A 14,502-nucleotide genomic window follows, 5' to 3' on the forward strand; every position below is an offset into this window, starting at 1 on the left:
AGCCGTCGGCCGCGGGGCGGAAGGGGACCTTCAGGGAGAGCGGGGCGGGCCAGTCGCGCTGGGTGATCCAGCGGTCGAGGCTGGTCTGCACGCCGGATCCGAGCAGCCGTCGCCATGGCCACGATCCGCGGAACACGCCTCAGCGGAAGCGCCTGCGCAGGCCGTACGCCAGCCAGAGCAGGCCGCCGAGCAGGCCCGCGCCGAGGACGTAGTAGCCGATCGGGATGCCCTCGTCGGCGGGTCTGGTGGCCGCGGCGGGGTTCCGCCCGGGGCCGGGGGTGGGGACGGCGGGAGGCGCCGAGGCGGTCGGGGGAGCGGGCAGCGGGGTGGGTTCGGGGATCGGGTCGACCAGCTGTCCGACCGGGGTGACCCTGCCGCGGTTGGCGAAGCCCCAGTCGAGCAGGTCGGCGACCTCCTCCCAGAAGTAGCCGTCGTGGCGCATGATCGACACGATGATCGTGTGACCGTTGCGCTTGGCCGCGCCGACGAAGCTGCCCAGGGCCTTGGAGGTCCAGCCGTTCTTGACGCCGATCATGCCCTTGTAGCGCCAGAGCAGCTTGTTGTGGTTGCCGATCTCGTAGTAGCCCTTGGGCGCCGGGAACTTGTCAGTTTTTGTGCTGATATATCGTCGAAAATCGGCGTTGGCCAGGCCGGCGCGGGCGATCAGTGCCAGGTCGTACGCCGAGCTGCTCTGGCCGGGTTTGTCCAGCCCGCTCGGGGTCTTGGCCACCGTGTCGAAAGCCTGCAGGCGCTTGGCCTCGGCGTTCATGTCCGCCAGGGTCACGGCCAGGCCGCCGTTGGCCTCGGCCAGCGCCATCGCGCAGTCGTTGCCCGAGACCAGCATCAGCGCCTTGAACAGGTCGTCGACGGTATAGAGGGGCTTGGTGACCAGGCCGACCGCGCTGCCCTCCTCGTTCACGGCACGGGTGCTCGGCCTGATCTTCCGGTTCTTGTTCAGTTTCGGGATCAGGGTGAGCGCGGTCAGCGCCTTCAGCGTGCTCGCGGGCAGGTAGCGCCCGTGGGCGTCCTTGGCCGCCAGTACCGCGCCGGTCTCGGCGTCGGCGATCACGTACGCCTTCGCGGCGGTCTTCGGCGGGGCCTTCACGCCCGAGGGGACGATGAGACCCCGCTCGGCGAGCCGGGAGCCGCCGACCGGCTCCCGCTCGCCCCGCGCGTGCGGGCCCAGCGCACCGGCGCCCGCGAGGTGGTTCAGGAGATCCGCACTCGACGGACCGGCCGGCGAGCCGGCGTCGGCCCGTAGGGCCGGTGAACCGGCCGCGGACACGCCCGCGGTCCTGGCCTGAGCGGGTGCGCCGAGAAAGGTGGTCGCCGCGAGCAGCACCCCGACGGGCGCGAGATGTTTGATCCCCATGATGATCTCAGGGTAGCTTCGTGCCGGTTCGCATAGAGTTAGAGGTGCCCTGACCAGGTACGGGCCACTCGGCGGGATACTGACACCATGCAAATATCACGAAAGATCGCCGCTTTTCTGATCGGCCTTGCCGCTTTCATGATCTTCGAATGGATCAACCTTGGCTTCAACCTCGCGGACGGCCACCCGACGGCCTTCTACGTGGTCCACGGAATCCTGATCGCCGTCAACATCGTGCTCGCGATCGTGCTCGGCGTGATCGGCCTACGTGGTTGGTCGCAGCGTGAGCAGGGTTCTTCGATGTAGCTCGGCGGCCTCCTCGGCGGAGTCGCCGATGCTGGTGAACCCCAGCTTGCCGAACTCGGTGACCGCGCCCAGCAGGTGCAGCACGTTCCCGGTGCGGCTCTCGCGGTCGAAACCGAGACCCGCGTCGTGAACCAGCTTGACGACCTCCCCGGGGGTGCGGCCCTTCAGCGTGGGGGAGGCGCAGTTGTCCGTCGCCACGTAGTACTTCGGCCGCCCGTCGCGCATCAGCGTGCCGGTGCCGGGGTCGTACGACGCGCCGGTGGTCAGGATCGCGGCGCCGAGCGGGTGGGTGGTGCCGCCGATGCGCAGGTTGATCTCACACAGCAACGTCCGGTAGCCGCCGTCGGTCTTGACGGCGAAGAAGTCGACGCCGAACAGTCCCACCACGCCGCGGTCCGCCAGGACCCTGGCGATCCGCGCGGTGTACGTGCCCAGCTCGGCGCGGTACTCCCGCCGGGCGGGGAAGCTGCAGCCCTGGTAGACATCCCCGTTGGGACCGCCGAGGACCTGCTCGTGGGTGGCGACCACGTCGTAGACGCCGCCGGGGGTGATCCTCGCCAGCGCGCTGGGGGAGCACAGCGGCCGGTCCTCGATGAACTCCTCGATCACCGCCCCCCGCTCGGCGATCTTCTCGGCGAACGTCGTCCAGTTCTCGTCGGAGGCGGAGAAGCTCGTGGGGCAGGAGACGAGCGGCCGGTCGTCCTTGGTCACGATGGCGTTCCCGAGCCCCGAGTAGCTGTTGTTGAGCTTGACCATCAGCCTGGTCGTGGGGCTCATCGCGCGGGCGGCGTGCTCCACCTCGGTCAGCGAACGCAGGTCGCCGAAGCCCCTGACCGTCGGCACCCCGGCCTCGTCGCCGATCGCGCGTCCACCGCTCTTGGACCCCAGGTGGGCCAGGGAGGTGGCCGGGCCGTACACCGGCAGGGAGAGCAGCTCGGCGAGGCGTTCCTCGTACTCGCTCACCACGAACGGCACCATCCAGGCGCCCCCGCCGTCCTCGCGGGTCTTTCGACGGTCCCCGAGCGCGGCGCGGACGCGTTCGATCACATCCGGGCGGCGCAGCAGCGCCTCGGTGAGCGGGTGCGTGTCGGGATCATCCAAACTGATCATTTGCAGGCGGGTACGGGCTTCGTCCGGATCGTCGAGGAAGCTCAGGTAGTAGTCCACGACCGCGTCGTTCACCGGCATCGAGGTGAGGTAGACGACCTCGACCTTCGGCTCTCTCAGGGTGAGGAGCAGGAAGAGCAGTCGTTCCTCGTAGCAGAGGGCTCCGGTGATCCTGCGCAGTTCATCCTGGGGAAGCGACAACGAGGGAAGGACCACCAGTGTGCCCTCGTCCGGTTCAAATATGCTCAAACGCGACTGCCTCTCCCCGAATGGGATGTTAGCGATCATGTGAGGAGTGAAACATGCATTCATCCCATTTGCATCACTCCGCCGGGTTCGATGACCGGCACCTGAGGTCAGGTAAATTGCCAGGTCGGCGACGTTTGGAAGTGGCCGGGGAGTGTCATCCTCCGGCCGGGCCGTCACCCCACATGACTACCGTCCCGTAGTCAATACGAGTCATCCCTTCTGGTTCTCTCGGGGGAGAAGGTGTACGAGTGAGGTATGGGGCGGCAAAACATTTGGCGTGGATGTCGGCGAGTTGCTCGCGGGGCGAGATAAAGTCGTTGTCATCGCCAATGCGACGGCTGCCCCGGACCACAGGCTCGCAGCTCCCGCGTCGGCGTCAACCAGCCCGCGCTGACACGGCCCGTGAGACCCACTCCGGCCCGTTGGTGTGGCGATCGCTTTTTTCGAGACTGCCTCATGGGTTTCCAGATCCTGGGCAGTGGCACGGTGCGTCGAGGATGAAGGACCGCCGGCGCGGAATAGGACGGTGAGCAATGCGGGGGCGTAATTTGCGGGGAGAACTCGACACGTTCCTCGCCGGTCGCGAGCAGGAACTGATCAACTTCCGTCGAGACCTGCACATGCATCCCGAGCTCGCGTTCGCCGAATACCGCACGACGCAGCGCATCGCCGAGCGCCTGACCGCCGCGGGGCTGGCCCCCGCGGTGCTGCCGCGCGGCACCGGCCTGCTCTGCGACGTCGGCAGCGGTGACGGTCCCACCGTGGCACTGCGGGCCGACATCGACGCGCTGCCGGTGCCGGACGAGAAGGACGTCCCCTACAGCTCGACGGTCCCCGGCGTGTGCCACGCCTGCGGCCACGACGTGCACACCGCGGTCCTGCTCGGCACCTCGCTCTTCCTCGCCCAGCAGGCCGAGGCCGGCCTGCTGCCCGGTAGAGTCCGGCTGATCTTCCAGCCCGCCGAGGAGCTTCCCGGTGGTGCGCTCGAGGTCATGGCCTCCGGCGGCATCAGCGGTGTCGACCGCATCTTCGGTCTGCACTGCGACCCCCGGCTGGACGTCGGCAGGGTCGGCCTTAAATCCGGTCCCATCACCTCGGCCTGCGACAAGGTGACGATCCGGGTGAGCGGTCCCGGCGGGCACACCGCCAGGCCGCACCTCACCGCCGACCTCGTCTTCGCGCTCGCCAAGATCCTCACCGAGCTGCCCGCCGCGCTCTCGCGCCGGGTCGACCCCCGTTCCTCGCTCAGTCTGGTCTGGGGCCGGGTGGAGGCGGGTTCGGTGGCCAACGCCATCCCGGACGACGGCGTCGCCGAGGGCACCGTGCGCTGCCTGGACGAGGCGGCCTGGCACGCGGCCCCCGACATGATCAAGTCGCTGCTGGAGTCGGTCGCGGGCGCGTACGGCGTCGAGGCCGAGATGGACTACACACGCGGCGTGCCGCCGGTGGTCAACGACAAGATCAGCGTGCAGATGCTGGCCGAGGCCGCGGAGGGCGTGCTCGGCGAGGGTGCCTCCGGGCCGACGGAGCAGAGCCTGGGGGGTGAGGACTTCGGCTGGTACCTGGAGTCCATCCCCGGCGCGTTCGCCAGGCTCGGCACCCGCGAGCCGGGGACGGCGCACCTGGCGGACATCCACCAGGGCACCTTCGACGTGGACGAGAGCGCCATCGGCACCGGGGTGCGGTTCCTCGCGGCGACCGCGCTGACCGCGCTCTGGGAGGGGCAGCGCCCCGTGGCGGGTGAGGCCCTGATGGCATTGAAGGCGCTGAAGGCCGACAACTGACACGTCCCCGGAGCGCAGTTGCCCGAAAAATTCTGACATATCCCAAGGAAACGATCAGCGATCTGGTGAGAAAGATCGTCGATCCGGGGGGCGACCCGTTGCGGGTCGCCTTCAAGGCTACCCGTAAGTAGCTCCATCGGGCCCGGTGTGTCACAAGGTGGCCTGAGCTGCATAACGGACCTATTTCGGACTCGTGTACCGGTTTGGTCAACCCTGATGGACCAACTATCTTCCGTGCAGGGTTGCCGTGCGTCTCTTCGCGCGTGCACTGAAACGCGAAGGGAGTCCATCTTGCTTCAGAACCGATTCGGCAAGCTGGCCGCGACCGCACTGGCGGGCAGCATGCTCATGGGAGCTGCCGCGTGTGGTGGAAGCGAGGAAGCGACCACGTCGGCTCAGCCGAGCGGGGCCGCCAGCAGTGCGGCGCCGGCCGCGACGGGACCCAAGGTCGGTCTCGCGTACGACATCGGCGGGCGTGGCGACCAGTCGTTCAACGACTCCGCGGCGGCCGGCCTCGACAAGGCCAAGGCCGAGCTGGGCCTGGCCGAGGTCAACGAGCTGGAGGCCGGTAACGGCGAGACCGAGGCGGCCAAGGAGGAGCGGCTCCGCCTGCTCGCCGACGGCGGCTTCAACCCGATCATCGCCGTGGGCTTCGCCTACTCCGGCCCGGTGAAGAAGGTCGCGACCGAGTTCCCCGACGTCAAGTTCGCGATCGTCGACGACGCCGCGGCGGTCGCCCCCAACATCTCCAACCTCCTCTTCGCCGAGCACGAGGGTTCCTTCCTGGTCGGCGCTGCGGCGGCGCTGAAGAGCAAGAAGAACCACGTGGGCTTCGTCGGCGGCGTCCAGGTGCCGCTGATCAACAAGTTCGAGGCCGGGTTCGCCGCGGGCGCCAAGGCGGTCAAGTCGGACGTGAAGATCGAGGTCAAGTACCTGACCCAGCCGCCGGACTTCACCGGCTTCAGTGACCCGGCCAAGGGCAAGACCGCGGCCGAGGGCATGTTCGACGCGGGCGCCGACGTGGTCTACCAGGCCGCGGGCGGTTCCGGTGGCGGCGTGTTCGAGGCGGCCAAGGCCGCCAAGGGCCTGGCCATCGGCGTCGACTCCGACCAAGGGAAGACCGCCGCCCCCGAGCTGCAGAGCGTCATCATGACCTCCATGCTCAAGAAGGTCGACGTCGCCGTCTTCGACTTCCTGAAGAGCTTCACCACCAACGCCGTGAAGTCGGGCAGCACGATCTACGACCTCAAGGCCGATGGTGTCGACTACTCCACCACCGGTGGCCAGGTCGACGACATCAAGACCCAGCTTGACGAGTACAAGCAGAAGATCATCTCCGGCGAGATCACCGTGCCGGACAAGACCTCCTGACCTGGTATTAATGAGGGGCCCGGCGGACATTTCCCCCGGGCCCCTCGTCCTACGCTCACCATCACGTTCCGTATCGGGCATCCGTACGGAGGAGGCCGTCATCAGCACCCCGGCACCGGCCGTCGAACTCGAGGGGATCACGAAACGATTCCCCGGCGTCGTCGCCAACCGCGACATCTCTCTCTCCGTGCGGCAGGGACACGTGCACGCCGTCGTCGGAGAGAACGGCGCGGGCAAGTCTACCCTCATGAAGATCCTTTACGGCATGCAGCGCCCGGACGAGGGCCAGATCCGCGTCAACGGCAAGGACGTGAGCTTCCGCTCGCCCGGCGAGGCGATCGCGGTGGGGATCGGCATGGTCCACCAGCACTTCATGCTGGCCGACAACCTGACCGTGCTGGAGAACGTGATCCTTGGCAGCGAGCCCCGCAGGGGCGGGGTCGCCATCGACTTCGGCGCCGCGGGAAAGCGGATCAAGGAGATCTCCGACTCGTACGGCCTCGGCATCGAACCCGACGTCGCCGTCGAGGACCTGGGCGTCGGCGCGCGCCAGCGGGTGGAGATCCTGAAGGTCCTCTACCGCGGCGCCCGGATCCTCATCCTGGACGAGCCGACCGCCGTGCTGGTGCCGCAGGAGGTCGAGGAACTCTTCGCCAACCTGCGCGAGCTGGTCCGCGAGGGCCTCACCATCATCTTCATCTCCCACAAGCTGGACGAGGTGCTCTCGGTCGCCGACGCCATCACGGTCATCCGGCGCGGTACGACCGTGGCCAGCGTGGATCCCAAGGACGTGACCGCCAGGCAGCTGGCCGAGCTCATGGTCGGCAGCGAGCTGCCCAGCCCGGAGACCCGCGAGTCCACCGTCACCGACGTGGTGGCGCTGTCGGTGCGCGGCCTGACCGTCCACTCGGGGGACGACCGCCGCGTTGTGGACGACGTCGGCTTCGAGATCCGCAAGGGCGAGGTGCTCGGCATCGCCGGGGTCGAGGGTAACGGCCAGGCCGAGCTGGTCGAGGCCATCATGGGCATGCGCGCGGCCGGGGGCGAGATCCGCCTCGGCGAGCACGACATCTCCGCCTGGACGACGCTGCGCCGCCGCGAGGCGGGCATCGGCTACATCCCCGAGGACCGCCATCGGCACGGCCTGCTGCTGGAGGCCCCGCTCTGGGAGAACCGCATCCTCGGCCACCAGACGCGGCGGCCCAACGTGAAGGGCCCCTGGATCGACCGCGCGGGAGCGCGCGAGGACACCCGGCGCATCGTCGAGGAGTACGACGTCCGGACCCCGGGCATCGACGTGGACGCCTCGGCCCTGTCGGGCGGCAACCAGCAGAAGCTGATCGTCGGCCGGGAGATGAGCGGGGAGCCGGTGTTCCTGATCGCGTCCCACCCGACGCGCGGCGTCGACGTGGGCGCGCAGGCCGCGATCTGGGACCACCTGCGCGCGGCGCGTGCCGCGGGCCTGGCGGTCCTGCTGATCTCGGCCGACCTCGACGAGCTCATCGGCCTGTCGGACACCCTCAAGGTGATCCTGCGCGGCCGGATCGTCGCCGAGGTCGACCCCAAGAACGTGACACCCGAGCAGCTCGGTTCGGCCATGACGGGTGCTGGAGAGGCGGCATGAACATCCACGTAGCGCACACGCCCCCGGGGACGCGCGGATGAGTCAGGAAAAATCCACCTTCGCCGACCGGCTGCTCGGACGGGTCTCGCCGGCGGGGCTGCTCTCGCTCGTCGCCCCGCTCGTGGCCATCGTGTTCGCCGCGCTGATCACCATGGTCATCCTGGCGATCACCGGCGCCCCGCCGCTCGACACGCTGGTCGTCATGGGCGAGTACGGCATCCGGCCGCGCTCGATCGTGCTGACCCTGAATTCCGCGACGTACTACTACCTGTCCGCGCTCGCGGTGGCGATCGGGTTCAGGATGAACCTCTTCAACATCGGCGTCGACGGCCAGTACCGTCTGGCGGCGCTCACCGCCGCGGCCGTCGGCGGCGCGGTCACCCTGCCCGCCCCGCTGCACGTCGCGCTGATCATCTTCGTCGCCGTGCTGGTCGGCGCCGGATGGGCCGCGATCGCCGGGCTGCTCAAGGTGCGGCGCGGGGTCAGCGAGGTCATCTCCACGATCATGCTGAATGCCATCGCGACCTCGCTCGGCGCCTGGCTGCTCAACAAGGAGCGCCTCGCGGTCGAGGTCGCGGGCAGCAACAACATCGGGACCAGCCCGATCGGCCCCTCCGGCCAGGTGCCCGGTCTGGAGATCATCTCCGGCACCCAGACGAAGGTGTTCGGCCTGATCGTCCTGTCGGTCGTGATGGGCGTCCTCTACCACGTGGTGATCAACCGGACCCGCTTCGGCTTCGACCTGCGCGCCACCGGCCGCTCGGAGTCGGCCGCGGTGGCCAGCGGCGTCAACGTCAAGCGGATGATCCTCATCTCGATGATCCTGTCCGGCGCGGTGGCGGGCCTGGTCGGCATGCCGCAGCTGCTCGGCGCCTCCTACAGCTACAGCCTGGACTTCCCCACCGGACTCGGCTTCACCGGCATCGCGATCGCGCTGCTCGGCCGCAACCACCCGGTCGGCATCGCGTTCGGCGCCCTGCTGTGGGCCTTCCTCGACACCTCCGCGGGCATCCTGCAGATCAAGAAGATCTCCCCGGACATCGTCACCATCATGCAGGGCACGATCGTGCTCTCGGTGATCATCGCCTACGAGCTGGTCCACCGCTACCAGATCTCCGCCGAGCAGCGCCGGGTGAGCCGCCAGCTGGCGAGCACCACCCCAGCCAGGGAAGGAACACCGGCATGAGCCAGGGCGCCCTCATCACGCCGGAGGCTCCCTTCCTGGAGCCGAAGGCCGCCACCCGCAGGTTCAAGGTCACCTGGCAGGTCCTGCTGCTCGCCCTCGGCGCGCTGCTCCTGCTGCTGTCGTTCGCCCGGGCCGTCACCGGCGCCGTCGACCTCACCTCGGCGGGCGCGATCAACGCGTCCGTCGCGCTGGCCATCCCCATCGGCCTGGCCGGTCTGGGCGGCCTGTGGGCCGAGCGGGCCGGAGTGGTCAACATCGGCCTCGAAGGCATGATGATCCTGGGCACCTGGTGCGGCGCCTGGGGCGCGCTCCAGTTCGGCAACCCGTGGGCGGGCGTCGTCGCGGGCGCGATCGGCGGGGCCCTGGGCGGCCTGCTGCACGCGATCGCCACCGTGACGTTCGGCGTCGACCACATCATCTCCGGTGTCGCGATCAACATCCTCGGCCTGGGCGTCACCCAGTTCCTGTCCAAGGTCACCTTCGCCGAGATGCCGGGCGGCGGCGACTCCCAGTCGCCTCCCGTGCCCAAGCCCGGCGTGGTGAGCGTGCCGTGGATCGGAGATCCGCTCAGGACGCTGGAGGCCAAGCAGTGGTTCCTGCTGTCGGACGTGGCGGGCATCCTGCGCGGCCTGACCACGAACGTCTCGCTGCTGACGATCCTGGCGATCCTGCTCGTCCCGCTGACCTACTACGTGCTCTGGCGCACCGCGTTCGGCCTGCGCCTGCGCTCCTGCGGGGAAAGCCCGGTGGCCGCCGAGTCGCTGGGCGTCAACGTCTACACCTACAAGTACATCGCGGTGCTCGTCTCCGGTGCCCTGGCGGGCCTGGGCGGCGCGTTCCTGGCCCAGGTGGCGGCCAGCGCCTATCGTGAGGGGCAGACCGGCGGTCGCGGCTTCATCGGCCTCGCCGCCATGATCTTCGGTAACTGGCGGCCCGGCGGGCTGGCCGGCGGCGCCGTGCTGTTCGGCTACACCGACGCGCTCCAGCTCCGCAGGGGCGGTGAGTCGGTGCACGCGCTGCTGCTCGTGGTGGCGGTCCTGATCGTCGCCGTGGCCGTCTACCAGCTGGTACGGCAGAACCGGACCCGGGCGGCGCTGATCACCGGGGTCGCGGCGGTCGCGGTGTTCGTCGTGTTCGCGCTGACCGACACCGTACCCTCGGAGTTCACCTCGGTCACCCCGCACATCACCACGCTGCTGGTGCTGTCGCTGGCCGCGCAGCGGCTCCGCCCGCCCGCCGCCAACGGCGCGCCGTACCGCAGGGGGCAGGGTAAGTGACCATCACGCGCGTCTCACGAGTGGACCTGATCTGATGAACACCGAGATGAGCATCGACTGGGCGGCTCTCAAGGCCGAGGCCGTGCGGGCCATGGGGCATGCCTACGCCCCCTACTCGAAGTTCCCGGTCGGCGCCGCCGCCCTGGTGGACGACGGGCGGATCGTGTCCGGCTGCAACGTCGAGAACGCCTCCTACGGCATCGGACTGTGCGCCGAGTGCGGGCTGGTCTCCGCGCTCCAGGCCACGGGCGGTGGCCGCCTGGTCGCGTTCACCTGCGTCGACGGGCACGAGGAACTGCTCATGCCGTGCGGCAGGTGCCGCCAGCTGTTGTACGAGTTCGGCGGCCCAGAGTTGCTGCTGGAGACCATCGACGGCCCGAAGCCGTTGTCGGAGATCCTTCCGTACGCCTTCGGGCCGGAGAACCTGAGCCGGGGGGCCTGAGCATGGACGCGATCAACGTCATCGTCACCAAGCGGGACGGCGGTGAGCTGTCGGCCGAGCAGATCGACTGGGTGATCGACGCCTACACCAAGGGCGTCGTCGCCGACGAGCAGATGTCCGCGCTCGCGATGGCGATCCTGCTCAACGGCATGAACCGGCGGGAGATCGCCGGGTGGACCCAGGCCATGATCCGTTCCGGGGCGCGGATGGACTGGTCGGCGCTGCCGGGGCCCACCACGGACAAGCACTCCACCGGCGGCGTCGGTGACAAGATCACGCTGCCACTGGCTCCGCTGGTCGCCGCGTGCGGGGGCCACGTGCCCCAGCTGTCCGGCCGGGGGCTCGGCCACACCGGCGGCACCCTGGACAAGCTGGAGTCCATCCCCGGCTGGCAGGCGTCCCTGTCCAACGACGGGATGCTCGACGTGCTCGGCAAGGCCGGCGCGGTCATCTGCGCGGCGGGCGACGGGCTCGCCCCGGCCGACAAGAAGCTGTACGCGCTCCGCGACGTCACCGGCACGGTCGAGTCGATCCCGCTGATCGCCTCCTCGATCATGTCGAAGAAGATCGCCGAGGGCACCGGCGCGCTGGTGCTGGACGTCAAGGTCGGCTCCGGGGCCTTCATGAAGACCCCTGAGCGGGCCCGTGAGCTGGCCGAGACCATGGTCGCGCTGGGCACCGACGCCGGAGTCAACACGGTCGCGCTGCTGACCGCCATGGACCGGCCGCTGGGCCTGGCCGTGGGCAACGCGCTGGAGGTCACCGAGTCGGTCGAGGTGCTCGCCGGCGGCGGCCCCGCCGACGTGGTCGAGCTGACCGTACGGCTGGCGCGGGAGATGCTTCAGGCGGCGGGCCTGTCCGGTGGCAAGGACCCGGAGCGGGCCCTCGCGGACGGCTCGGCGATGGACGTCTGGCGCCGGATGATCTCCGCCCAGGGCGGCGACCCGGATGCCCCGCTGCCCACGGCCGCCGAGACCATGGAGATCACCGCGCCCTCGTCCGGCGTGCTGTCCAGGCTCGACGCGTACGGCGTGGGCCTGGCGGCCTGGCGGCTCGGTGCGGGCCGGGAGCGCAAGGAGGACCCGGTGTCGTTCGGCGCGGGCATCGTGCTGCACGCCAAGCCGGGGGACCTCGTCCGCACGGGGCAGCCGCTGATGACGCTGCACGCGGACGAGACCTTCCGCTTCGAGCGGGCGCTCGCCGCGCTGGAGGGCGCCTACACCGTCGGGGAGAGCGCCGATCCGGACCTGCTCCCCCTGGTGATCGACCGCATCACGGCCTGACCTAGAAAGATCGGTCTATTTTAGGGGGATGGGACAGAAGGGCGAGGAGACGCGCGGCCGGTTGCTCGACGCGACGCAGGACCTGATCGAGGGCGGGGGCTACTTCGAGGCGGGACTGAACCGGGTGATCGCGGCCAGCGGGGCGCCGCGTGGCTCGCTCTACTTCCACTTCCCCGGCGGTAAGGACCATCTGGTCGCGGAGTCCGTCCGGCGGGCGGGCCGCGAGATCGGCCAGGTCATGCACGACCTGGCCGAGACCGCGCCGGACACGGTGACCATGGTCACCGCCATGCTCGGGGTGCTCGGCGACCGGCTGGAGGCGTCCGGCTGGCGCAAGGGTTGTCCGGTGGCCACGGTCGCGCTGGAGATGGCCGCCACCAACGATCCGCTGCAGGAGGTCTGCTCGGAGGCGTACGGGTCCTGGGAGGGCTCGCTCCGCGACCGGCTGGCAGCCGACGGGCACCCCGATGCCGCCGATGCCGCGGTCACCGTTCTCGCCCTGATCGAGGGTGCGCTGGTGCTCGCCAAGGCGCATCGCAGCCGGGAGCCACTCGACCGGGTGGCCCGGCAGGTCACCGCGTTGCTCTAGGAGGATCCGCTCCGGTAGGTTCCTGCGTGTCCATAAAATATGTAGACCGATCTATTTTGAGGTGATCGCATGGCCGTCGGCTCCATCGACTCCGTGGTCTTCGGCGCGGCCGGATTCGTCGGTCGCTCCCTGGTGGCGGAACTTCTCCGCGCCCGGTGCGGGGTGGCCGCCGCCGTGCGCGGGCGGGCGGACCGGCTCACGTCATGGCTCACCGGGCAGGGGGTGGACACCGCGAGGCTGACCGTCGTCACCGCCGACATCACCGTGCCCGGGCTCGGCCTCGACGGCATGGAGGGCCTGGGGGAGGTGCGTGACGTCTACAACACCGCGGCTCGCTTCGCCTTCGGGCTGAGCGCCGAGGAGGCGAGGGCGGTCAACGTGACCGGGGCGCTCAACGTGGCGGACTGGGCCGCCGCCAGGCCCGGCCTGCGCCGCCTGGTGCACATCAGCGGCTATCGCGTCAGCGGTGACTCGCCGGACCGCCGCGGCGATTTCGCGGCGGACTACCGCCACGGCGCCTACGAGGCGTCCAAGCGAGAGGCGGACGCGGTGCTCCGAATCCGGGCGCGCGAGCTGGGCATCCCGCTGACGATCGTCAACCCCGCCACCGTGGTCGGCCCCGGCCAGTTCATCGGCCTGGCCACGGTGGTCAGGGATCTCTGGTACGGGCGGCTTCCCGCGCTGCCGGGCGGCCCGGACACCTTCCTGCCCGTCGTGGACGGTGACTACTTCGCCCGCTTCACCGCCGCGCTGCCCAGGCACGAGGAGACCGAGGGGAAGGCCTACTGGGTGCTCGATGACGAGACCCCCAACCTGCCGGAGCTGGTCAGGAAGGTCGCCGGGCACCTGGGGGTGCCCGCGCCCCGGCGGGCGATCCCGGTCGGGGTGGTCCGGCGGCTGCCCCGCGCGCTCACCGGGGTCGATCCCGAGACGCTGTCGTTCGTGTCCGCCGACCGTTACGACACGGCCCCGGCCCGGACCTTCGCGGAACGGGCCGGACTGGCCATGCCGCCGGTCGGGGAGGTGCTCCGGCGCTGGGCGGACGGGCTGGTCGCCGCCCGCTTCGGCCGCGGGGTCCCGCCGCGCGAGCCCTACGGATTCCACGACGTGGCGGGGATCAGGACCTGGGTGGCGGGCGAGCGCGAAACCCCCGAGTACGTGCTGTTCCACGGCCTGCCGCTGGACGCCGACTCCTGGGACGCGGTACGCGGACGGCTGGACGTCCCCGCGCTGGCCGCCGACCTGCCCGGCCTGGGCCGCTCCGCGGCGGCCCGGCGGAGCGGCCCGGGGCGTGATCGCTCGCTGGACGACTGGACGGCGGCTCTGATGGGGCCGGTCGGCACCAGGCCGGTGCTGGTCGGGCACTCCTTCGGCTGCGGGCCCGCCCTGCGCTACGCCGCCGCCCACCCCGACCGGGTCACCGCGGTGGTCCTCGTCGCCCCCGCCTTCCTGCAGGCTCCCTCGCCGCGGCTGCTGCGGTCCGGGATGGCCGTGCCGGTTCTGCACCGGATGCGGGAGGAGCGGCTGGGGAGGACGCTCGGTGTTCCAGCCGGCGCGATCGCCGACATGCGGCGGCCAGGGGCGGCCCGCCGGGTGATCGAGGCGACCAGGGCGGCCCACATCGCCCGGGACGGGCTTCGCCGGTCGCTCGACCGGATCGAGGTGCCGGTGACGATCGTCGCCGGGGCCGCCGATTCGCCGGTCGCCGGCAGGAGTGCCGCCGTGATAGCGGGCGCGGGGCACTATCCCCAGCTCACGCATCCCGAGGAACTAGCCGGGGTGTTGCGGGCGGCCGGCAGGCGGGCCCGCCAGGAGCCTTCGCGACCGGCCCGGGGCTGAACCTCCGCGCTCATGCGCGGGACGCGGGCCCCGATCGCACGCTCCGCTCCCGGCGGGGAAGGCGGCGATTCGC

Annotated in this window: 12 protein-coding genes; 10 read left to right on the forward strand and 2 right to left on the reverse strand. The window is 70.2% G+C overall.

What is annotated here, in order from left to right; genetic code table 11:
- Positions 1–139: 139 nt before the first annotated feature.
- On the reverse strand, positions 140–1,372 hold the full coding sequence (locus tag ABZ260_RS31340; RefSeq protein WP_355625026.1) for a D-alanyl-D-alanine carboxypeptidase: 1,233 nt from the start codon (positions 1,370–1,372) through the stop codon (positions 140–142).
- An 87-nt stretch (positions 1,373–1,459) separates the two neighbouring features.
- On the opposite strand from ABZ260_RS31340, the gene ABZ260_RS31345 reads away from it, so the two are divergent.
- On the forward strand, positions 1,460–1,678 hold the full coding sequence (locus ABZ260_RS31345) for a hypothetical protein (RefSeq protein WP_355625028.1): 219 nt from the start codon (positions 1,460–1,462) through the stop codon (positions 1,676–1,678).
- On the opposite strand, the gene ABZ260_RS31350 is transcribed toward ABZ260_RS31345, so the two are convergent.
- Complete coding sequence (locus ABZ260_RS31350; RefSeq protein ID WP_355625030.1) at positions 1,637–3,034, reverse strand: peptide ligase PGM1-related protein; 1,398 nt, start codon at positions 3,032–3,034, stop codon at positions 1,637–1,639. The two genes, ABZ260_RS31345 and ABZ260_RS31350, sit on opposite strands and share 42 nt — an antisense overlap.
- A 533-nt stretch (positions 3,035–3,567) precedes the next feature.
- Between ABZ260_RS31350 and ABZ260_RS31355 the strand changes: the two genes are divergently transcribed.
- The 9 genes from ABZ260_RS31355 to ABZ260_RS31395 all read left to right on the forward strand — a co-directional run bounded on the left by ABZ260_RS31355 (position 3,568) and on the right by ABZ260_RS31395 (position 14,429).
- The gene (locus tag ABZ260_RS31355; protein WP_355625032.1) at positions 3,568–4,818 is read left to right on the forward strand and encodes a M20 family metallopeptidase; all 1,251 of its coding nucleotides are present in this window, start codon (positions 3,568–3,570) and stop codon (positions 4,816–4,818) included.
- A gap of 291 nt (positions 4,819–5,109) precedes the next feature.
- Positions 5,110–6,189 (forward strand): BMP family ABC transporter substrate-binding protein, encoded by a 1,080-nt coding sequence (locus ABZ260_RS31360; RefSeq protein ID WP_355625034.1) that lies wholly within the window; start codon positions 5,110–5,112, stop codon positions 6,187–6,189.
- Between the two features lie 100 nt (positions 6,190–6,289).
- Positions 6,290–7,813, forward strand: a complete 1,524-nt coding sequence (locus ABZ260_RS31365; protein WP_355625047.1) for an ABC transporter ATP-binding protein — start codon at positions 6,290–6,292, stop codon at positions 7,811–7,813.
- 37 nt (positions 7,814–7,850) lie between these two features.
- Positions 7,851–8,999, forward strand: a complete 1,149-nt coding sequence (locus ABZ260_RS31370) for an ABC transporter permease (protein WP_355625036.1) — start codon at positions 7,851–7,853, stop codon at positions 8,997–8,999.
- Complete coding sequence (locus ABZ260_RS31375; RefSeq protein ID WP_355625039.1) at positions 8,996–10,276, forward strand: ABC transporter permease; 1,281 nt, start codon at positions 8,996–8,998, stop codon at positions 10,274–10,276. The genes ABZ260_RS31370 and ABZ260_RS31375 overlap by 4 nt, the downstream gene beginning before the upstream one ends.
- A 46-nt stretch (positions 10,277–10,322) precedes the next feature.
- Entirely contained in the window at positions 10,323–10,718 is a 396-nt protein-coding gene (locus tag ABZ260_RS31380; RefSeq protein WP_355625049.1) for a cytidine deaminase, read from the forward strand.
- A gap of 2 nt (positions 10,719–10,720) precedes the next feature.
- Entirely contained in the window at positions 10,721–12,001 is a 1,281-nt protein-coding gene (locus ABZ260_RS31385) for a thymidine phosphorylase (RefSeq protein WP_355625041.1), read from the forward strand.
- 28 nt (positions 12,002–12,029) lie between these two features.
- A complete protein-coding gene (locus ABZ260_RS31390; protein WP_355625043.1) occupies positions 12,030–12,590 on the forward strand; it encodes a TetR/AcrR family transcriptional regulator in 561 nt (186 codons plus the stop codon).
- Positions 12,591–12,659: 69 nt separating this feature from the next.
- Entirely contained in the window at positions 12,660–14,429 is a 1,770-nt protein-coding gene (locus ABZ260_RS31395; RefSeq protein WP_355625045.1) for an alpha/beta fold hydrolase, read from the forward strand.
- Positions 14,430–14,502 lie beyond the last annotated feature (73 nt).

This window comes from Streptosporangium sp. NPDC006013 (genome assembly GCF_040614275.1).
In the GTDB taxonomy this organism is placed as follows: Bacteria; Actinomycetota; Actinomycetes; order Streptosporangiales; family Streptosporangiaceae; genus Streptosporangium.

What these genes read in the sequence shown, in the direction of transcription:
- ABZ260_RS31340 (WP_355625026.1), bottom strand. Translation starts at nt 1,372, where the DNA reads ATGGGGATCAAACATCTCGCGCCCGTCGGGGTGCTGCTCGCGGCGACC.
- ABZ260_RS31345 (WP_355625028.1), top strand. Translation starts at nt 1,460, where the DNA reads ATGCAAATATCACGAAAGATCGCCGCTTTTCTGATCGGCCTTGCCGCT.
- ABZ260_RS31355 (WP_355625032.1), top strand. Translation starts at nt 3,568, where the DNA reads ATGCGGGGGCGTAATTTGCGGGGAGAACTCGACACGTTCCTCGCCGGT.
- ABZ260_RS31370 (WP_355625036.1), top strand. Translation starts at nt 7,851, where the DNA reads ATGAGTCAGGAAAAATCCACCTTCGCCGACCGGCTGCTCGGACGGGTC.
- ABZ260_RS31375 (WP_355625039.1), top strand. Translation starts at nt 8,996, where the DNA reads ATGAGCCAGGGCGCCCTCATCACGCCGGAGGCTCCCTTCCTGGAGCCG.
- ABZ260_RS31380 (WP_355625049.1), top strand. Translation starts at nt 10,323, where the DNA reads ATGAGCATCGACTGGGCGGCTCTCAAGGCCGAGGCCGTGCGGGCCATG.
- ABZ260_RS31385 (WP_355625041.1), top strand. Translation starts at nt 10,721, where the DNA reads ATGGACGCGATCAACGTCATCGTCACCAAGCGGGACGGCGGTGAGCTG.
- ABZ260_RS31390 (WP_355625043.1), top strand. Translation starts at nt 12,030, where the DNA reads ATGGGACAGAAGGGCGAGGAGACGCGCGGCCGGTTGCTCGACGCGACG.
- ABZ260_RS31395 (WP_355625045.1), top strand. Translation starts at nt 12,660, where the DNA reads ATGGCCGTCGGCTCCATCGACTCCGTGGTCTTCGGCGCGGCCGGATTC.